The organism is Lacinutrix mariniflava (genome assembly GCF_001418015.1).
Classification (GTDB): domain Bacteria; phylum Bacteroidota; class Bacteroidia; order Flavobacteriales; family Flavobacteriaceae; genus Lacinutrix; species Lacinutrix mariniflava.
In genome coordinates, this window is sequence record NZ_LIQG01000015.1 from 131,311 (window position 1) to 150,700 (window position 19,390).

The window sequence follows — 19,390 nt, forward strand, 5'->3', positions numbered from 1 at the left end:
AAACGCTGATAATCATTTCAATAATTAATCTAAAACCAAAAATTATGAAAACTAAAATTACTTTTTTAATTGCTTTTTTGTTAGCATTAAATTGTATTGCCCAAAACGGTATTAACTATAAAGCAGTAATTAAAGATGCTTCTGGAAATATTTTAGAATCTACATCTGTAAGTGTTCAATTTAATATATATCAAGGTGCTGCGCTTACTAATAATGTTTATCAAGAAATACATGGAAGCTCTACAGATGCTAACGGAATTCTTCTACTAAATATTGGAGAAGGAACTTCTGCGGATAATTTTTCAGCAATAGATTGGGAAGCAGATGACCATTATTTAAATGTTAGAGTTAATGTAGGTTCTGGATTAGTAGATATGGGTACTACTCAATTTAAAAGCGTCCCTTATGCTTTTTTAGCCAAAGATGTAGTAAACAAAACATGGGAAACTAATAATACAAATGCATTTTATAATACAGGAAATGTAGGTATTGGTACTAATGTTCCTACTACAAAATTAGAAATTTTAGGTTCGGGAACCAATAGTACATCTACACGTGTAACTTCTCCAGAAGGAACCTCGTCATTTGAGTTTTTTCATCCCGATGCCGAAAAAATTGATTGGTCTATTGCTAGTGGAGTGACAAACGAACTTCAAATAGGAAGTTCGGATAATGAGTTAATAACTGGTACTGTAAGATTAAGATTAAAATCTAATGGAGATGTAATTATGGCTGAAAACGAAGGTCGTGTTGGTGTTGGTATTATTAATCCAGTTAATACTTTTTCGGTATTGCAACCAACAGGTAATGCAAATACGGTTAGAATTGAAACATTTGAACATCCAACAGGAAAAGATTTATTAGAATTGAAAGTTCCTACAGGATCTACTTCATCTTCACAATTTATTGAAATGGAAAACGGAGGTTCTATTGTAGCTGCAATTAATTCTGATGGCTCTGCAGAGTTTAAGTCTATACAATTTGAGGATAATACTATACAAACTACTGCAGCTGTTGGTCCATTAGCTCATGGGTTTATAAAAGCAGACGCCTCTATAGATTCTGGTTCAGGAAATTTTACTGCGGTTTGGGATGCTAGTTTAAGTCGATATGAAATAACAATTTCAAGTGTTGATTATTTTTATAGGTTTTTTTCTACCAATATCACAGCTTCTTCATCTTCAATATACCGATGCCGTGTTAGCAGTCAAAATGGAAAATTGTTAGTAATTCTCTATAATTCTTCAGGATTGCAAATACAAGGTGAATTTCAGTTTATCACGTTTCAATAAATCACAATTAAATTTTAATTCAATAATATGAAAACTACAATTATCATTTTTAGTATTCTGGTTTTGCCTTTTTTCGGAATTGCCCAAACCATAGAGAAATTTAGTATCGACAGTGGAGGCGCTTCTATAAGTACTTCAACAATACAAATGGTTTACACTATAGGAGAAGTAAATGTCGCCGAACGCTCTGCAGCAACAATACAAATGTCTGAAGGCTTTTTGTCTCGTTTCATTAAAATTAAAATTAATCCTAAAGTGTTTCTTCAAGGTGCATTATTGAACCCTGAAACTATAGGATTGATGAATGATGATTTAAGAAATTTAGGATTATTGCCAATAGTATCTCCATTTGGAGATGGTAAAACTGTAAATCCAAATATATTCAACCTTGGTGGAATTACTAGTCTTGGTGATTTTGATGATGATATTGTAGACTGGATATGGTTAGAATTTAGAGATGAAACAGATGTATCTAAAATTATTAAAGGCGTTCCTGTTTTATTGCAACGTGATGGAGATGTTGTAGCATTAGATGGTGTTTCAGACATTACATTAGGTGTCGTTCCAAAAAACTACTACATCGTTTTGCAGCATAGAAACCATTTAGGTGTTATGAGTGCAAATCCTATTGCTGTTACCGAAATAGGTACTGCTATTGATTTTACTAAAAACACGACTCCCACTTATGGCAGTAATGCTCAAGTTGCCTTAACAAGTGGTGATTTGGCACTATGGACTGGAGATACAAATACTAATGGTCAAATACGTTTCTCAGGGTCTGATAACGATGCTAATATTATTAAAGATGAAGTATTAGACGATGCATTGAATGGTTTTAATTCTGCGACCTATACTTCTGTAGGTTATTTACTTATTGATCTTGATTTATCGGGTGGAGGCCGATTTTCTGGATCTGATAACGATAGTAATATTATAAAGGATAATGTTTTACAGCATCCAAATAATGGATTTAACTCACCAACATTTACTATAAACTCTACAGTTCCTGTAGGTAATTAGTACATAAATAATACTATTAATTAATTCAAATAAATCAAAATTATGAAAACTTTTTACTCAATTTTATTACTCGTTTTAGTGTCTGTAAGTGCCCATTCGCAAGCCTATACTTACGGTATAGTTCATACTGACAATTACAACTTTAAAGTTGTCGCCATACCAGATTTTGATGCCAGTACAGATGCTTCAGATATGGGATTTACACTATCATTACCAGCAGGAAGTTCAGTTATTAATAATGTAAGTAGTTTATTAGCTGCACGTACTTGGTCTGCGCAAGAATATGATGCTGCTTTTTTAACCAGCCAAGGTTTAGGAGATGGAAGCAGAGATGTGTTTCAATTTAATAATCCACCTGGACAATCACTTATTGCACATACATCGGGAGAGCAAATAGATTTAGTTTCTTTTTCGGTTAGCAATATGCCAACGTCTGGCGAAATGGCATTTTTAGATAACACAGATCCTGTTGCTTCGGGAGCAGGAGGTGTTTTGGATAGTTTTTATAATTCCAACATAGATAACACAAGTACACAAGATTATTTTGGTGGTTATGAGTCTGGTATGTCAGTAATAAGATTCAATACACTAGGTGTTAACGAAGTGGAAACATTGCAAATTGCAGTTTCTGTTTATCCTAATCCAACAAAAGACTCTATATCCATTCAATCTAAAAAAACAATACGTTTTGCTAAACTCTTTGACGTTACTGGCAAACAAGTAATGCTTGTAGAGCAACCTTTAAAACTATCATTAGGTAGTTTACCTTCTGGTGTTTATATATTAAAATTAGAAACAGAATTTGCAACAGTTGTAAAACGTATTGTAAAACAATAAAAACAAACAATTATGAAATTTATCAATAAAATACTCGTAATACTAATTATAGGCCTTTCTACAGCATTTTCGGTTGTAGAGGCTCAAAGTATAAACTACAAGGCAGTTGTAAAAGATGGAAGTGGTAATTTAATTGCTAACGACCTTATTCAAGTGCAATTTAATATCCTTAAAGGTGTAGCACAGACTAATGTTTATTCAGAATCGCATACACCAACTACAGATGCTAATGGAATTATTATTGTTAACATAGGTGAAGGTTCTTTAGTTTCTGGAAGCCCTGCTTATAACACATTAGATTGGGCTAGCGATTCTCATTTTTTACAGGTATTAATTAATATTGGAGATGGTCTTGTAGATATGGGAACTACCGAATTTAAAACTGTGCCATATGCTATTACTTCTGGAGATAAATCATGGGATAATGGCGCAGATAATGTACATGTAATATCAAAAAATGTAGGAATTGGAACAAATTCGCCAGAGGAACTTTTGCATATTTATGATACAGATACCGTTGGAGTTAAATTAGAAGTCCGAAATTTAGCAGATGTTTCCAAAATAGAATTTAAAAATGGATTAGAAACTGCAGCGCATTCTTTTTTTAAAATTGAAAATAGAAGTGATAGATTAAGGTTTGAAGTTGCTTCAGATTTAACATCAACTTCAGATTATGAAGGTTTAATGGACTTAAGGTATAATGGATTAACTTTTAAAACTGGTGTAAGGATTAATGAGTTTTCAAGTGATGTAACACTGGGAGATAATAGTAATAATGCTTTACCAACTGAATACGCAGTAAAGACCTATGTTGATAATATTGTTGCTTCAAATAGTGTTAAAACAATAGTTGTCCCTGCGACTTCTTTTACAACAAATAGCAATGGTGAACCCATAAACTATGGTGCTACTGGTCCATATGTGCAAAAATTTTCTGGAGACGATCCAATATATTCACCAATTCTTATCCCAGTAGGTTCCACTATAACATCAGTCACGTTTTATTTTAGAGACGTCAATAATAGTGCAAATGTAAATATTGAAGGTTCTGTATTGTCCGCTTATAGAACTAGCTTTTCAGCTACTGTACACTTTACGGTTGATACTTTTGGAAGCTCAACAACAGGTGTAACAGAGGTATATTTAACACCATTTACTACTGGAGTCGATAGACAATATTATATTAGAGTAAAACCAACTTCAGATTGGAATGGGACACAATTAGGACTTAATTGCGTAAAAATAACCTATACTGAAAATTAATAACTAACATATTCCACAATCTCTAATCCGTAACCAATAATCCCAACACGTTTGGTTTGTTGCGAGTTAGAGATTAATTTTAGTTTGTGTATGTTCAAATCATGTAAAATTTGTGCACCAATACCAAAATCTTTATTGTCCATAGCAATAGCAGGAGCTTTTGTTATTGTACCTTCTGTTTGCTTTTCTTTTAAAATACTCAAACGCTTAAGTAAATTTAAAGATTGCGATTGTTGGTTTATAAATAGAATAGCACCTTTTCCGTCTTTGCTAATTACACGAAACATATCGTCTAATTTTTCATCTGCATTGTTGGTAAGTGTTCCTAAAATATCGTTGTTTATTAACGTAGAATTAACTCTAGTTAATACAGGTTCATTAGTTGCCCAATCTCCTTTTGTAAGCGCAATATGTACTTGATTATTAGTAGTTTGTTGGTAAGCACGTAATCTAAAACTTCCAAAACGTGTTTCGATTTCAAAATCTTCTTTCTTTTCAATTAAAGAATCATGATCCATTCTATAAGCCACTAAATCTTCGATAGAAACTAATTTTAAATCGAATTTTTTAGCCACTCCAACAAGTTGTGGTAATCTAGCCATTGTACCATCTTCGTTCATGATTTCAACAATTACACCAGCTGGTTGTAAACCTGCTAAACGTGCGAAATCTATTGCAGCTTCTGTATGTCCTGTTCTACGTAAAACACCACCTTCTTTTGCTACTAACGGAAATATATGTCCAGGTCTTGCCAAATCGAACGGTTTCGTGTCGTTTTTTACTAAAGCTTTTACTGTTAAAGCACGATCTCCAGCCGAAATACCAGTAGTTACACCTTGACCTTTTAAATCTACCGAAACTGTAAAAGCAGTCTCCATAGGATCTGTATTGTTGGTCACCATCATGTGTAAACCTAAATCTTTACAGCGTTCTTCGGTTAAAGGAGCACAAATTAAACCACGTCCATGAGTAGCCATGAAATTTATCATCTCGGGCGTTACTAATTCTGCAGCAGCTAAAAAATCACCTTCATTCTCTCTGTCTTCATCATCTACAACAATAATAATTTTACCAGCTTTAATATCGCTAATTGCTTCTTGAATTGTATTTAGTTTAAACGCCACTTTTGGTTCAGTTTTAGTAATCATTGTAAAGAGTTTTATGTAACAAAGATATTGCTTAATTATGATTTTGTTATTTGAAAAAGGATTTGATTTTTCTATTCCTGAATAGATGATACAAAGCGGAATACTGTCACTATTTTGATTTGCTTTTAATAAAGTAGAAAATGCTAACTATAAAAGAAATAATACTTAATTGTACTGATGCAGAAGCATAATGAGATAGCTTGTTATTAGCAAATACAAAATTGAGTACAATTAATGCTATTGCTAAAATTAAAGTTCCAATTGAAGCTTTAATTAGAAAACTATTCGTCTTCTTATCAACTACTTTGTTCGAATTAGCAATAGTTATAGGTTTGTTAATCGTGTTAAAATTATTGTTTTCAGTGGTATCGACATTGACTGTTTTTTTTGCGCTTTGCAAAGTCTTGATATAGTAGAAAATACTCACTATTACAGAAATAATACTTAATTGTACTGAAGCCGAAGCGTAATGCGCTAACTTGTTATTTGCGAACACAAAATAGAGAACGATTAATAGTATTGCTAAAATTAAAGTTGCAACTGAAATTTTAATTAAAGATCTACGTTCGTTATTTATTGGGGTTTGAACTGCGGACGAAGTAGGATTAGATTCATTAATTTCTTGAGGTTTAGTATTATTATTACCAAACTCAATAGTATCTAGATCTTTCTTGATTTGTTTTTTCTGAATAAAATAGAAAATAAAATAGAGAGGTAAACCAAAGACAGAGAATAGAATACCGTTTATACTGTTGTTTTTTTCTAAGTGCTTGTAAAGATTTGAATGTTTAGAAAAGGACTTCGATAACGCGAATATAAAAATTAAGAAAGCGATGATTCCAACAATAAATAATATGTTTCCTACCGCTGCTATTTTGTTGTTGATTAATACTCTTCCGCCAAGAATTAAAATTAGTCCTATCGCATAAAGAATAAAAGCTAGTTTAGAATCTTCTACATAATCATTTCTTAAAGTTGTTGCTTCCTCAAAAAAGTCATTATTTAAATGTCCAGCCATTTTAAGTTCCTTTCTTGTAATACCTCTAGATACAAGAACCGAGATAGCAGTGTTTTTATGCTCTACAGTGTAATCGTAATTTCTATAATCTTTTACAATTGAGATTAGTTTATTATCATCTAATTTTTGTAGAATACTATAGTCGTTAGAATTTACATTAAACACCTTGGTACTAAATTCTGTTTTCTTAGATTTAATTTTAAAGAATTTCTTTAAAGGCTCTAATAAACTGTCTGTATCAAATAACCCACGATCGTTAGTGGCTATGTAAGTTAAATAAATACTTAGTGGTAACATAATAAGTGTAGAAAACCAAGTTGCCAGTGCAGGATTAAATGAACCATCTCTGGCACTATTTTTAGCAAAAATACCTATAAAGTGATAGCTTAAAAATATTACGATTGCAATTACCATTGGCAAGCCTAAACCACCTTTTCTAATTAAGGCGCCTAATGGAGCTCCAACAAAAAATAAAATAATACAAGCGATAGCTAAAGCAAATTTTTCGTGCAGCGCTATAATATGTCTGTTTAACCAGATGTTTTTTCCTTTGATATTAGACTCTTTTGCAGAAACTATTTGTTTTGTGCTAGTTACCGCATTTATTGAATAATCGAGTAATTGTACTTTTTGTTTGGTATTAAAAAGGTCAATAATATTACCAGTATAAGTCGTGTCGTTTTTTGTATCGACAGATAAGTTTAGGGTTGCTACATTTGTTCTATTATACAATGTAGTACCAAACTTATCGAATTCTTTCTTACGTTCTATAATAAGCGAATCGGTGGTGTAATTTAAATCACCAATGGCAAGCATAGTGTATTTGTTGTCTGTATTTTTTTCGTCTAAATCTACAGCGTTAAGTTGCGATAAATCTATATTCATTGTATATTTTACAAACTCACTCTTTACAAAAGGTTTCTTTAGTTTTTCTTTATGCTTATTTGGTGGTGTATCATCATAGTAATAACCATCAAAAAGAATAAGTTTTAAAATATCAGAATCCTGTGCACTTACTAATTCTCCAGTTTGTGCAATAATAGTAACGTAGTTTCCTGGTTTTCTTGCTTGTCCTTTATGTATAACAACGTTTTCTAAAAACTGTCCGCGATCGCCTGTTTTATTAGCAACTTTAATATTAAAATTATCACCTATTTGATTAAATTGTCCTTCAGCAATAGCCATAGCAGGCTTAACTTTTGCTATATTTTTTCGTAAATTATAGCTTTCATACTCAGCCCTGGGAATAATATTATTACTAAAAAAGAAGGTTAGAACACTAAGAAATACAATAAAAACACTCAAACTAGCCATAGCACGTTGTAATGAAATCCCTGTAGATTTCATGGCAGCAAACTCATAATTCTCGGCAAAATTACCAAAAACCATAATGGAAGAAAGTAATATTGTAAGTGGTAGAATTAGTGGAATTAGGGTAGGAGTAATGTAAAACAGGAATTTTAAAACTGTTACTACATCTAAATCTTTACCTGCTAGCTCTTTTATATAGAGCCAAATAGCCTGTAATACAAAAATCAGCATGAGTATAACAAACACGCTGATAAAAGTTTTTAGATAAGAAGTTAATATGTATCTATCTAGTATTTTCACTAATGGTCCTTAGTCTAATTTATTTATAAAGTAATCCTTATACTTACTTTCGTCAAAAATAAACAAGGTTTTCGAGATAGGCTCATTTGTTTTAAAAGAATTAACAGTAAGTGTTGTTTTAGTTCCATTTTTTCCAATTTCGATAAGATTATAGATGTGTTTTGTCTCAGCATCTATTCCTAAAAGAATATATTTCATGGTTGCATTAGAATCCATAGGAGATAATTTTACATACTGTATTTTTCTACCTTTTACTTTTTGAACAATATCCATTTTATAAGTAAAGCCATCTTCGTAAAACGATAACATTTTACTTGGAGTAACAGTACCTTCTTCTTCACCTGTTTCTTTAGAAATAGTTACCTCTTCATCTTCAGGACTAATAGTGTGTAGTTTTTTTCCATCAAATATTCTTGTAACTCCAAGAATGTTTAATTTGTATTTGTCACCTTGCATAGTAACGTCTCCACGTGTTTCTTGTTTTATGTTTTCAGAGGTGTTCTCTAAAACATATTTAAAGTCTATAGAAATGTTGTCGTAACCTTTTACTTTGGTAGACACTTCATTTAATAGCGTTTTTGCCTTAGTATCATTTTGAGCAAATGTTACTCCAGAAATAATTAAAGCTAATACTAGTAATACTTTTTTCATTGAAATACTTTTTTAAGTTTCCGCCTAGACGGAGATTTTAATTTTATTGTCCTTCGTTTTCTAATAATTGATCGAGAGCAACTAAATCTACAACTAAAACTTGTCTTGCTTTACTGCCTTCAAAACCTCCAACAATTCCCGCAGCTTCTAACTGATCTATAATTCGTCCTGCACGATTGTAACCTAATTTTAACTTACGTTGCAATAAAGAAGCAGAACCTTGTTGGGCTATTACAATAATTTCGGCAGCTTGTCGAAACAGTTTATCTCTATCGTCTATATCTATATCAAGACTCGTGCCACCTTCTTCACCTACGTATTCTGGAAGCAAATAAGCATCCGGATAGGCCTTTTGAGCGCCAATAAAATCAACAATTTTTTCGACTTCTGGAGTATCTACAAAAGCACACTGTACTCTAATCATGTCATTACCTTGCGTGTATAACATGTCTCCACGACCAATAAGTTGGTCTGCACCACCAGCATCTAAAATGGTACGAGAATCTATTTTACTAGACACTCTAAAGGCAATTCGAGCCGGGAAATTGGCCTTAATAATACCCGTAATTACGTTAACAGAAGGTCTTTGCGTAGCAATAATTAAATGAATACCAATGGCACGTGCTAGTTGCGCTAAACGTGCAACAGGAGTTTCTACTTCTTTACCAGCAGTCATAATTAAATCGGCAAACTCATCTACTACTAAAACAATGTATGGTAAGTATGCATGACCATCATTAGGATTTAATTTACGGGCTTTAAATTTTGTATTATATTCTACAATGTTACGACATAATGCATTTTTAAGCATTTCGTAACGGTTATCCATTTCAATACATAATGAATTTAACGTGTGAATTACTTTAGTATTATCCGTTATAATGGCCTCAGCTTCATCAGGAAGTTTCGCGAGGTAATGCCTTTCAATTTTATTAAATAAATTTAATTCTACTTTTTTAGGATCTACCAAAACAAACTTAACTTCTGCAGGATGTTTTTTGTATAGTAGAGAGGTTAATACAGCATTTAATCCAACCGATTTTCCTTGTCCTGTTGCTCCTGCCATTAATAGGTGAGGCATTTTTGCTAAATCGATAACTAAAGTCTCGTTACTAATGGTTTTTCCTATTGCAATAGGTAAATGCATTTTTGAATTCTGAAATTTTTGCGACGCAATAACCGAGCGCATAGAAACAATAGTTGAATTCGTGTTTGGAACCTCAATACCAATAGTTCCTTTTCCTGGAATAGGAGCAATTATTCTAATCCCTAAAGCCGCTAGAGATAATGCAATATCATCTTCTAAATTTTTAATTTTTGAAATACGAATACCGGCCTCTGGAACAATTTCATAAAGCGTAACTGTGGGACCAATAGTTGCCTTAATACTCGCAATACCAATTTTATAATTGTTTAGAGTTTCAACAATTTTATTTTTGTTAGCCTCTAATTCTTCTTGGTTAATAGTAACACCTTCATTATCATATTTTTTTAATAAATCTAAAGGCGGAAATTGATAGTTTCCTAACTCTAGAGTAGGATCATAAGGTCCAAAATCTGCTACTAATTTATCTGAAAGATTATCGGTTTCAGATTTTTCTTCGACTACTTTTTCAACCTCAATCTCTACTTCAGGTTCGTCTTCTGGAATTTCAATTTCCATAGTAGAATTAATTATAGTAGGTTTCTCAACCTTTGGTGTTTCTACTTTTAATTCTGTGGTGGAAGGCGTATCTAGTTTAGTTTCAGTTTCAGAAGGCTTCTCTATTGTAGGTTCATTAGTATTAGTATCTTCCTTTATATCGAAAGCCGATTTAAAAGCTTCTGCTTCATCAGATAAAGCATTATCTACAGGAACTATAATGTCTTTAGAGGCTTCATTAAATTCAGATTTAATATCTTTTTTAGCACTTCTTAATAGCGCACCAATACGTTCAGGAGTAAAACCAAATCTAATAGCTAAATAAGTAATTAAACCGAAAAGTAATAATAGAGCAACACCAATTTTACCAATATAGTCTTGTAAGAAATTATTTAATTCAAATCCAATTGTACCACTTAAAACACCAATTTTTGGAGCGATAAACGCTAGAAAAAGAGATAACCATATTGTTATTATAATGCCCCAAAACCAATGTTTAAAAAGCTTATCCTTTTTTAGATCTAAAAGAATATAAACTCCAGACAAGAAAATTAATCCTGAAAAAATAAAAGAAGCAATACCAAATCCACGCTGAATAAAAAAGTCACTTATCCAAGCACCACTTTGGCTTGCCCAGTTTTGTGTTTCGACTACTCTAGATGGAAATTCACTAAGTACACTTTGATCTGCTTTTCCAGTAAACAGAAAAGATAGAAAAGCTATAAAAATTAAGACACCTAAAAGCACTAAAAGACTACCAAAAATTAACTTTTGTTGACTTGTAAGTTTAAAATCAGGTTTTTTAAAGCTTAATTTTTTCTTAGTTGTTTTAGGTTTTGATTTTGCTTTTGCTTTCGCCATTGTTGGTTTTTAGATTGCGTAAAAGTAAACAAATTCAATTGATTATTTTGAAGTTTTTCTTGTATTATTAAAGGTGTTAGCGAAGTCTAATGGTATTAAAAAATCTTAGGGATATATATAATACAACCAATAACAACTGCTGCGATAGCAACAATAAAAACAGCTCCTGCTGCAAGGTCTTTAATTAAACCAATTTTGGGATGGTGTTCTGGGTGAATAAAATCTGCAATTTCTTCAATAGTAGTATTTACACCTTCAATAGCCATAATGAGTGCAATAACTAAAATTTGAATACACCATTCTGTTGCAGAAATGCCTGCGTAGAAACCCAATATAGTCATGAAGCAGCCAATAATAAATTGAACTTTTAAACTTGCTTCTGTGGTAATTAAAAGGTAGGCTCCTTTAAATGCGAAGCCTACACTTTTAATTCTATTTACTAAAAAAGAGTCCTTTTTTTTATTCATCTAAAAGTGCATACAATGATGCTTTATAGTTTGGCTCGTTTCCAACTTCTTGTACTTGTTCTGTGTATTTTACAATACCATTTTCGTCTAAAACAATAACAGCGCGAGAATGTAATCCTTCAAAAGCACTACCAACAATTTCTAAACCATAGTCCTTACCAAACTGTCCTGTTTTAAAATCTGATAACATCATAACATTATCAATACCTTCTGCACCACAAAAACGAGCTTGTGCAAATGGTAAGTCTCTAGAAATACATAATACTCTAGTGTTTTCCATTTCTGATGCTTCCTTATTAAAGGTTCTTACAGATGTTGCACAAGTTCCTGTGTCTACACTTGGAAAAATGTTTAATACAAGCTTTTCTCCTGCAAAGTCTGAAAGTTTTTGAGTTGATAAATCACTTACTGTTAATGTAAAGTCTGGAGCTTTTTCTCCTATTTTTGGAAGGTTTCCAATCGTTTCAACTGCTGCTCCTCCTAAAGTTATTTTAGCCATTTTATTATGTTTTAATTAAAGTATAAAATTAAGAATAATAAAGTGCTAATACTATCATGTGTTCATTTTTTTTATTTTTTTAGAATAAAATAAGTGCTTGTTTGTCATTGTATTAAGTATCGGTGCATCGTTAATAATTTGTTAAAGGACAGGTGTCCTTAAAACCGATACTATCTATATTTCGTTAATAGACCTGTAAACAATATTATAATTAATTAAAAAAAAACAAAATTATGAATACTTCAAAATTATTAAAAGCAACTTTATTTTCATTAGCAGTTATTACTTCTATCAGCGGATTTTCTCAAGAGAAAATGATGAAGAAAGAAAAAATGATGAAAGAAAAAACAGTAATGGTTGGTGGAGCAGAAATGTACCCAAGTAAAAACATTATTGAAAATGCAGTAAATTCTAAAGATCACACCACTTTAGTAGCAGCAGTTAAAGCGGCAGATTTAGTAGAGACATTATCTAGCGAAGGTCCATTTACTGTATTTGCACCAACAAACGCAGCTTTTGCAAAATTACCAGAAGGTACAGTTAATACCTTATTAATGGCAGAGAACAAAAAAACTTTACAGACAGTATTAACATACCACGTAGTTGCTGGAAAATGGAATGCTAAAGCTGTTTTAAAAATGATTAAAAAAGGAAAAGGTAAAGCTGAAATTAAAACAGTTAGCGGTGGAACTATTACTGCTTGGTTAAAAGATAAAAATGTTTACATCACAGATGAAAACGGAAACTCTGCAAAAGTAACAATCGCAGATGTTAATCAATCTAACGGTGTTATTCATGTAATTGATTCAGTATTACTTCCTAAATCTTAATTTACTAGGGATTTATTAAGGTTAGTTAGTAAAGAGCAACTTCTATTAGAAGTTGCTCTTTTTTTGTTTAAGTAGATTGCTTTCTTTAAATTTAAGGATTCAATAAATTAATTATCTATAAATTATTTTTATGATAAAATAAAAACAATCAATTTTATTTATAAGTATTAAGCTTGTCAATAGAGTAATTTTATCAAAAATTAAACGTCAAATAAAAAAACAATTAAATATATGGATCATTCTACTAATGGAGACGCAAGCAAATGCCCTTTTATGCAAGGCGCAGTTACAACTACCGAAAAATCGGTAACAGATTGGTGGCCTAACACCTTAAACTTAGATATTTTACACCAGCAGGATTCTAAAACAAATCCTTTAGGTGCAGATTTCGATTATCAAGAAGAATTAAAAAAATTAGATGTAGCCGCTTTAAAAAAGGATGTGAATGATTTTATGACGGATAGTCAAGATTGGTGGCCTGCAGATTGGGGACATTATGGTGGATTAATGATTAGATTATCATGGCATGCTGCAGGATCTTACAGATTAGCAGATGGACGTGGCGGTGGTGGTACAGGAAACCAACGTTTTGCACCTTTAAATTCTTGGCCAGATAATGCTAGTTTAGATAAAGCAAGACGTTTACTTTGGCCTATCAAGAAAAAATACGGTAATACAATAAGTTGGGCAGATTTAATTATTCTTGCCGGAACTATTGCTTACGAAAACATGGGATTAAAAACCTATGGTTTTGCATTTGGTCGTACAGATATTTGGCACCCAGAAAAAGATGTGTATTGGGGAGCCGAAAAAGAATGGTTAGCACCAAGCGACGAGCGTTATGGTAATGTTGATAAACCAGATACTATGGAAAATCCATTAGCAGCCGTACAAATGGGATTAATTTATGTAAATCCAGAAGGTGTAAATGGTAAATCCGATCCATTAAAAACAGCATTACAAGTTAGAGAAACATTCAAGCGTATGGCGATGAATGATGAGGAAACTGTTGCTTTAACTGCTGGTGGGCATACCGTTGGTAAAGCGCACGGAAATGGAGATGCAAGCATTTTAGGTCCAGATCCAGAAAGTGCAGATGTAGAAGAGCAAGGTTTAGGTTGGTCTAATCCAAATAAATCAGGAAAAGGAAGATATACGGTTACTAGTGGGATAGAAGGTGCTTGGACAACGCATCCTACTAAATGGGATAATGGTTTTTTCGAAATGTTATATAACCATGAGTGGGAATTACGTAAAAGTCCTGCAGGCGCTACACAGTGGGAACCTGTAAGTATTAAAGAAGAAGATAAACCTGTAGATGTTGAGGATTTAACAACAAAATTAAATCCAATGATGACAGATGCAGATATGGCTATGAAAATGGATCCTATTTATAACGAAATTTCATTAAAATTTAAAGACGATTTTGATGCATTTTCAGATGCATTTGCACGTGCTTGGTTTAAATTAACGCATCGTGATATGGGACCAAAAGACCGATGGTTTGGACCAGATGTACCACAAGAGGATTTAATCTGGCAAGATCCAATTCCAAAAGGAAATAACGATTATAATGTAAATGCTGTAAAAGATAAAATTGCTAGTACAGATTTAAGGATTTCAGAATTAGTATCTACCGCTTGGGATAGTGCAAGAACTTATAGAGGATCAGATTTTAGAGGTGGCGCAAATGGCGCACGTATTAACTTAGCGCCTCAAAATAAATGGGAAGGTAACGAGCCTGCTCAATTAGAAAAAGTATTAGCTGTTTTACAGCCAATTGCTACTGAGTTTGGAATTAGCCTTGCAGATACTATTGTATTAGCTGGTAATGTTGGTGTAGAAAAAGCTATTAAAAATGCTGGTATGAACATTAGTGTTCCTTTTACTTCAGGTAGAGGTGATGCTACGCAGGCTATGACAGATGTAGAATCTTTTGAGTCTATGGAGCCGCTTGCAGATGGTTTTAGAAATTACCAAAAGAAAGAATATGTAGTTAGCCCTGAAGAGATGTTACTAGATAAAACACAATTACTTGGATTAACTGCTGCAGAAATGACAGTATTAGTAGGAGGTATGCGTGTTATGGGAACCAACTTTGGAGGAACTAAACATGGTGTGTTTACAGAAAATGAAGGTGCTTTAACTAACGATTTCTTTGTAAACCTTACCGATATGGTTTACGAATGGAAATCTCAAGACAACGGTATTTACGAAATTAAAAACCGTAAAACTGGAGATGTTAAATTTACTGCAACACGTGTAGATTTAGTATTTGGTTCTAACTCTATTTTACGTGCGTATTCAGAAATGTATGCACAAGATGATAGTAAAGAAAGATTTGTAACAGATTTTGTTGCTGCTTGGACTAAAGTGATGAACGCTAACCGTTTTGATTTAAAATAAGGAGTATTAACATATAATATAAAGGAGTGGATTTTTAAAATCCATTCCTTTTTTATTGAAAAAAAGTCAGTATTTACCATTGGTAAACGCAATAAAAACCACAAAAAAATAAAAGAAATGAAAAATATAAACACTCTTTTCGAAAGCATAAAAAATAAAGATACTGCTACTTTAAAAGCATTACTTACAGCAAATCCTAAATTAGCAGAAGCTAAAGACGAACGCGGATTTACACCATTAATCTTAGCCACTTATTTTGATAACGAAGCAGCCACGAAAGCATTAGTAGAAAATCAAGCACCAATAAACGACCAAGATGCCTCTGGAAACACAGCTTTAATTGGTGTTAGTTTTAAAGGAAATGCCGCTTTTGCTAAATATTTAATTGAGAATGGTGCAAATTTAAATGCAACAAATAACAACGGAACCACAGCATTAACCTTTGCAACACAATACAATAAAGTAGATATTGTAAAATTGTTATTAGAACAAAAAGCAGATGCTACCATTAAAGATAATGATAACAAAACAGCTTTAGACTATGCCGAAGCAAAAGGTTTTAGTGCTATTGCTGCGCTTTTAGCTTAATGTTTGTTATTTCTGTATGCCTACAGAGCCATTTGGTGATGGAAAAAGTTCATAAGTAAAATCAGGATGAATATTAGGTTCGTCACGATGAGAAACAAACAAAATACTGGTTTCGCTTTCTTTTGCGATTTTGTTTATTAATGCCGAAATAAGTGCTGTACCTTCATCGTCTACATTAATTAATGGTTCGTCTAATATCAATAATGGCGGATGCTTAATCATCGCTCTTGCTATTAATATTAAGCGCTGAATAGGTGGTGATAATTTAAGAAAAGAAGTGTTCTTTTCTTTACTTAAATTTAAGACTTCTATCCATTGCGTAGCCGTATGAACTTGTAAAGTAGATGGTGTTTTATATAAGCCAACACTATCAAAAAAGCCCGAAATAATCATTTGCTCTACGGTATAGCTTCTTTTAAATAATTCTAACATCGAAGGACTTATATATCCAATCTTCTGTTTTATATCCCAAACACTTTCTCCGCTGCCTTTTCTTTTTCCAAAAAGAGATACGTCTTGACCATAAGCTTTGGTGTTGTTCCCATAAATCATAGATAGTAAGGTTGTTTTACCAGAACCATTTGGGCCAATTAAATACCAAAATTCCTTTTTTTTAATGGTCCAGTTAATATCATTTAAAATGAAACGCTCCTCATAACTTACATTAACATTTTTAAGTTCTACGAGCACTTCTGGAATATTGGTGTACGTTGTTATTGAATGTGGGATCTCTTTATTAAAAACAAACGGACTTCTCTTAAAATTATAGTCTTCAATAGGTACCACTGCTTTAAGCTCGGCTTTGTCAAATGTAATGACATGAGTAATTACGGTTAATACATCATCTTGTCTGTTGAAAATAAATACGATAGGTATATTTTTAGACAAAGTAATTAACTGTTGTTTTAATGCTGCTACAGATGCTTTGTCTAGCGCTTCATAAGGATTATTTAATACTATAAAATCTGGGTTTTGTTTTAGTAGATAAGTAAGCAATGCTTTTTTTTGCTCACCAGAAGATAATGTTCTCAGGTTTCTGCTTTTTCCCGATGTTAACTTAAAATTATCGTGTTTTTCTTCTTCTTCAATGTATTCTTCCAAAATAGTATTTGAAAATAAAACACCTCTTTTTCCTTCTAATCCTGGTAATTTATAAACGCCACTAAGTAAGTTTGGTAACCAATGCTCATGTGGTGAACGCTCCGTGTTTTCAATGGCATAATGTTGTTGTAATGCTTTCATTATTCTAGTTAGAAGTGTTTTAATATTTGAGTTGTTCCCAATCCTAAAGTAGTTATTTTTCGATTAACGAAATTATTTGATGTAAGTTAATAATTAGTTTATTTAGGAAAAAGCTTGTTTTGAATATTTGCTAAAGTTTTGGAGTGGAGTTTTTTTTTGCTAATGTCAATACTATTTTAAATTCTCAGTTAATTTATCAATGAAAACTTTATTACTTCACCATTAATTTTAGCCACTTATTTTGATAACGAAGCAGCCACTAAAACATTAGTATAACACCAAGCACCAATTGATGCACAAGATGCCTCTGGAAATAACGCTTTAATTGGTGTTAGTTTTAACGGAAACGTCGCTTTTGCTAAATATTTAATTGACAATGGTGCTAATTTAAATGCAACAAATAACAACAGAACCACAGCGTTAACCTTTGCAACACAATACAATAAAGTAGATATTGTAAAATTATTATTAGAACATAACGCTGATATTAGTATTAAATATAACATCGGTAAGACTGCTCTGGATTATGCAATAGACAAGAGTTTTACTGAAATTATTCCGCTTTTGAGATAGTTTTTTTTGTTTGAAGAGTGTGGAAGTAACTAATGAAATAAGCGAGGTTTTTCGTAAGTAAGCTCGAGCTAGATATTAATTATTATGGAGTGTTACAGGCAGTCCTTTTTAATTATTCTATCGATTTTAAAATCTCGACAATCTTTTCGTTTTTTACAATAAGCAGTCCTAAGCGCTCATGAGAAATACCATCTTTTAACTTATAGTCGTAAACTGGTGTGTTATTAACCAATTGCGAGTTAAAACATTTAAACTGGATACTATCCGCACCAGATAATTCCGATGCTACTTCTGTAATATGTGTTGATACAAAAAATGTGCTTTTTTTAATTTTAGAAAACGAGTCAATAATTAATAAAGATGCATCTGCTGCATCTTTTACATTAGTCCCTCTAAATAGCTCGTCAAAAATAACAAGTAAATTTTTGTTTTCTTTTAATTTAAGCGCTGTTTCTTTTACACGTTTGACTTCCGTGTAAAAATGACTTAATCCCTTATTTAAATTATCCGACAAATTTATGGTAGACACAACGCCATTGTAAACAGAAGTTGTCATGGCAGCAGCAGGCACAGGAAACCCTAAATGGGATATGAAAACCGACAGTCCAATGGATTTAAGAAAGGTTGATTTTCCTGCCATATTTGGGCCTGTCAAAAATACCATATTTGATTTTTTATTAATTTCAAAATCGTAAGATTTTGCTTTCTTTAATAATGGATGATAAAGGCCAGTAAGCTGCAATTCCGGTGTTTTTGTGTCAACATAAACCGGAAACGTTAGGTTTTTTTTTCTAGCAGTATCTGCTACCGAAATAAAGGCATCTATTGTATATACAGATGCTATTAAGTTTTCTAACGCATGAAAATGACTATTTCTTAAAAAAGTATCTAACTTATTAATATCACTAAAATTTAACGGCTTATTGGATAAAATGAATGTATTTAAAAAAGGTGATTTTATTAAATCATTAATGGTTTTTATTTCTTTATTTAATAATTCTGGGCAGTTTTCAAGATCTATTTGTAGTGTGTTATTTAATTCTTTAAAAAGTAATAACAGCTGCTCAATACCTTTTGTAATTAAATAGTAATCGTTATTTGGTCTTATTTTATAAGTTAAGTGGTTTATTAACGAACTGAATATATTGGCATTCAAAGGTGTTGTTCCTAATTTTAAGTAATGTTCAATATATTCTAACTGATTATAATTTATAGAGAGTCTAAAATCGGAATTGTAAAAGAATTGAATAATGTCACGTCTATTTTTAATTTTAGAAATGTTTGACAGTGGGTTATTCATTATTTCATAAAGACAGTTTTTACCACCTTTAGTTTTTGTCATATCATAATAACTATGAATAGAATTATCCCTAGAATTGAAAATTTCTAAATCATTTTTTGTTTGACGGTCTAATTCGAATTTCATTAATTAGGTTGATTTT

At 32.0% G+C, this 19,390-nt stretch carries 17 protein-coding genes; 8 read left to right on the forward strand and 9 right to left on the reverse strand.

The genetic code is table 11. From position 1 onward, the window contains the following. Window positions 1-44 precede the first annotated feature (44 nt). The 4 genes from ASC44_RS00650 to ASC44_RS00665 are packed head-to-tail and all read left to right on the forward strand — an operon-like array spanning window position 45 to window position 4,412. Window positions 45-1,292: a hypothetical protein gene (locus ASC44_RS00650; protein WP_055445691.1), complete on the forward strand. Its 1,248-nt coding sequence runs from the start codon at window positions 45-47 to the stop codon at window positions 1,290-1,292. Window positions 1,293-1,319: 27 nt separating this feature from the next. Beyond that, window positions 1,320-2,312, forward strand: a complete 993-nt coding sequence (locus tag ASC44_RS00655; protein ID WP_055445692.1) for a hypothetical protein — start codon at window positions 1,320-1,322, stop codon at window positions 2,310-2,312. A gap of 42 nt (window positions 2,313-2,354) precedes the next feature. Then, a complete protein-coding gene (locus ASC44_RS00660; protein ID WP_055445693.1) occupies window positions 2,355-3,149 on the forward strand; it encodes a T9SS type A sorting domain-containing protein in 795 nt (264 codons plus the stop codon). A 12-nt stretch (window positions 3,150-3,161) separates the two neighbouring features. After that, the gene (locus tag ASC44_RS00665; protein ID WP_055445694.1) at window positions 3,162-4,412 is read left to right on the forward strand and encodes a hypothetical protein; all 1,251 of its coding nucleotides are present in this window, start codon (window positions 3,162-3,164) and stop codon (window positions 4,410-4,412) included. Here the strand turns inward: ASC44_RS00665 and ribB are convergent. The 6 genes from ribB to tpx form a co-directional block, all read right to left on the reverse strand. Continuing rightward, window positions 4,409-5,560, reverse strand: coding sequence for a 3,4-dihydroxy-2-butanone-4-phosphate synthase (gene ribB, locus ASC44_RS00670; RefSeq protein WP_055445695.1), 1,152 nt, complete (start codon window positions 5,558-5,560; stop codon window positions 4,409-4,411). The genes ASC44_RS00665 and ribB overlap by 4 nt on opposite strands. A 109-nt stretch (window positions 5,561-5,669) precedes the next feature. Continuing rightward, window positions 5,670-8,135, reverse strand: coding sequence for an LptF/LptG family permease (locus tag ASC44_RS17660; RefSeq protein ID WP_420835936.1), 2,466 nt, complete (start codon window positions 8,133-8,135; stop codon window positions 5,670-5,672). A 63-nt stretch (window positions 8,136-8,198) separates the two neighbouring features. After that, on the reverse strand, window positions 8,199-8,840 hold the full coding sequence (gene lolA1 / locus ASC44_RS00680) for an outer membrane lipoprotein periplasmic chaperone LolA1 (RefSeq protein WP_055445696.1): 642 nt from the start codon (window positions 8,838-8,840) through the stop codon (window positions 8,199-8,201). A 43-nt stretch (window positions 8,841-8,883) separates the two neighbouring features. Next, the gene (locus ASC44_RS00685; protein ID WP_055445697.1) at window positions 8,884-11,343 is read right to left on the reverse strand and encodes an FtsK/SpoIIIE family DNA translocase; all 2,460 of its coding nucleotides are present in this window, start codon (window positions 11,341-11,343) and stop codon (window positions 8,884-8,886) included. A gap of 95 nt (window positions 11,344-11,438) precedes the next feature. Continuing rightward, entirely contained in the window at window positions 11,439-11,810 is a 372-nt protein-coding gene (locus ASC44_RS00690; protein ID WP_055445698.1) for a diacylglycerol kinase, read from the reverse strand. Then, the gene (tpx, locus tag ASC44_RS00695; protein WP_055445699.1) at window positions 11,803-12,309 is read right to left on the reverse strand and encodes a thiol peroxidase; all 507 of its coding nucleotides are present in this window, start codon (window positions 12,307-12,309) and stop codon (window positions 11,803-11,805) included. The genes ASC44_RS00690 and tpx overlap by 8 nt, the downstream gene beginning before the upstream one ends. A gap of 314 nt (window positions 12,310-12,623) precedes the next feature. Here tpx and ASC44_RS00700 point away from each other — a divergent pair, with 314 nt between their 5' ends. The 3 genes from ASC44_RS00700 to ASC44_RS00710 all read left to right on the forward strand — a co-directional run bounded on the left by ASC44_RS00700 (window position 12,624) and on the right by ASC44_RS00710 (window position 16,133). Continuing rightward, window positions 12,624-13,139, forward strand: a complete 516-nt coding sequence (locus tag ASC44_RS00700) for a fasciclin domain-containing protein (RefSeq protein ID WP_055445796.1) — start codon at window positions 12,624-12,626, stop codon at window positions 13,137-13,139. 231 nt (window positions 13,140-13,370) lie between these two features. Next, window positions 13,371-15,545 (forward strand): catalase/peroxidase HPI, encoded by a 2,175-nt coding sequence (gene katG / locus ASC44_RS00705; RefSeq protein WP_055445700.1) that lies wholly within the window; start codon window positions 13,371-13,373, stop codon window positions 15,543-15,545. Between the two features lie 117 nt (window positions 15,546-15,662). After that, complete coding sequence (locus tag ASC44_RS00710; protein WP_055445701.1) at window positions 15,663-16,133, forward strand: ankyrin repeat domain-containing protein; 471 nt, start codon at window positions 15,663-15,665, stop codon at window positions 16,131-16,133. Window positions 16,134-16,139: 6 nt separating this feature from the next. Here the strand turns inward: ASC44_RS00710 and ASC44_RS00715 are convergent, their stop codons facing one another. Both ASC44_RS00715 and ASC44_RS18275 read right to left on the reverse strand, forming a co-directional pair. After that, window positions 16,140-17,375, reverse strand: a complete 1,236-nt coding sequence (locus ASC44_RS00715) for an ATP-binding cassette domain-containing protein (RefSeq protein ID WP_055445702.1) — start codon at window positions 17,373-17,375, stop codon at window positions 16,140-16,142. A 236-nt stretch (window positions 17,376-17,611) separates the two neighbouring features. Further along, on the reverse strand, window positions 17,612-17,752 hold the full coding sequence (locus ASC44_RS18275; RefSeq protein ID WP_241491380.1) for a hypothetical protein: 141 nt from the start codon (window positions 17,750-17,752) through the stop codon (window positions 17,612-17,614). Here ASC44_RS18275 and ASC44_RS17665 point away from each other — a divergent pair. Beyond that, entirely contained in the window at window positions 17,700-17,948 is a 249-nt protein-coding gene (locus ASC44_RS17665; protein ID WP_241491385.1) for an ankyrin repeat domain-containing protein, read from the forward strand. The two genes, ASC44_RS18275 and ASC44_RS17665, sit on opposite strands and share 53 nt — an antisense overlap. 112 nt (window positions 17,949-18,060) lie before the next feature. On the opposite strand, the gene ASC44_RS00725 is transcribed toward ASC44_RS17665, so the two are convergent. After that, window positions 18,061-19,374, reverse strand: coding sequence for a MutS-related protein (locus tag ASC44_RS00725; protein WP_055445704.1), 1,314 nt, complete (start codon window positions 19,372-19,374; stop codon window positions 18,061-18,063). Window positions 19,375-19,390: the final 16 nt, after the last annotated feature.

Coding starts and splice junctions, on each gene's coding strand:
- ASC44_RS00650 (WP_055445691.1), top strand. CDS start 45: ATGAAAACTAAAATTACTTTTTTAATTGCTTTTTTGTTAGCATTAAAT.
- ASC44_RS00655 (WP_055445692.1), top strand. CDS start 1,320: ATGAAAACTACAATTATCATTTTTAGTATTCTGGTTTTGCCTTTTTTC.
- ASC44_RS00660 (WP_055445693.1), top strand. CDS start 2,355: ATGAAAACTTTTTACTCAATTTTATTACTCGTTTTAGTGTCTGTAAGT.
- ASC44_RS00665 (WP_055445694.1), top strand. CDS start 3,162: ATGAAATTTATCAATAAAATACTCGTAATACTAATTATAGGCCTTTCT.
- ribB (WP_055445695.1), bottom strand. CDS start 5,560: ATGATTACTAAAACTGAACCAAAAGTGGCGTTTAAACTAAATACAATT.
- lolA1 (WP_055445696.1), bottom strand. CDS start 8,840: ATGAAAAAAGTATTACTAGTATTAGCTTTAATTATTTCTGGAGTAACA.
- ASC44_RS00685 (WP_055445697.1), bottom strand. CDS start 11,343: ATGGCGAAAGCAAAAGCAAAATCAAAACCTAAAACAACTAAGAAAAAA.
- ASC44_RS00690 (WP_055445698.1), bottom strand. CDS start 11,810: ATGAATAAAAAAAAGGACTCTTTTTTAGTAAATAGAATTAAAAGTGTA.
- tpx (WP_055445699.1), bottom strand. CDS start 12,309: ATGGCTAAAATAACTTTAGGAGGAGCAGCAGTTGAAACGATTGGAAAC.
- ASC44_RS00700 (WP_055445796.1), top strand. CDS start 12,624: ATGATGAAGAAAGAAAAAATGATGAAAGAAAAAACAGTAATGGTTGGT.
- katG (WP_055445700.1), top strand. CDS start 13,371: ATGGATCATTCTACTAATGGAGACGCAAGCAAATGCCCTTTTATGCAA.
- ASC44_RS00710 (WP_055445701.1), top strand. CDS start 15,663: ATGAAAAATATAAACACTCTTTTCGAAAGCATAAAAAATAAAGATACT.
- ASC44_RS00715 (WP_055445702.1), bottom strand. CDS start 17,375: ATGAAAGCATTACAACAACATTATGCCATTGAAAACACGGAGCGTTCA.
- ASC44_RS00725 (WP_055445704.1), bottom strand. CDS start 19,374: ATGAAATTCGAATTAGACCGTCAAACAAAAAATGATTTAGAAATTTTC.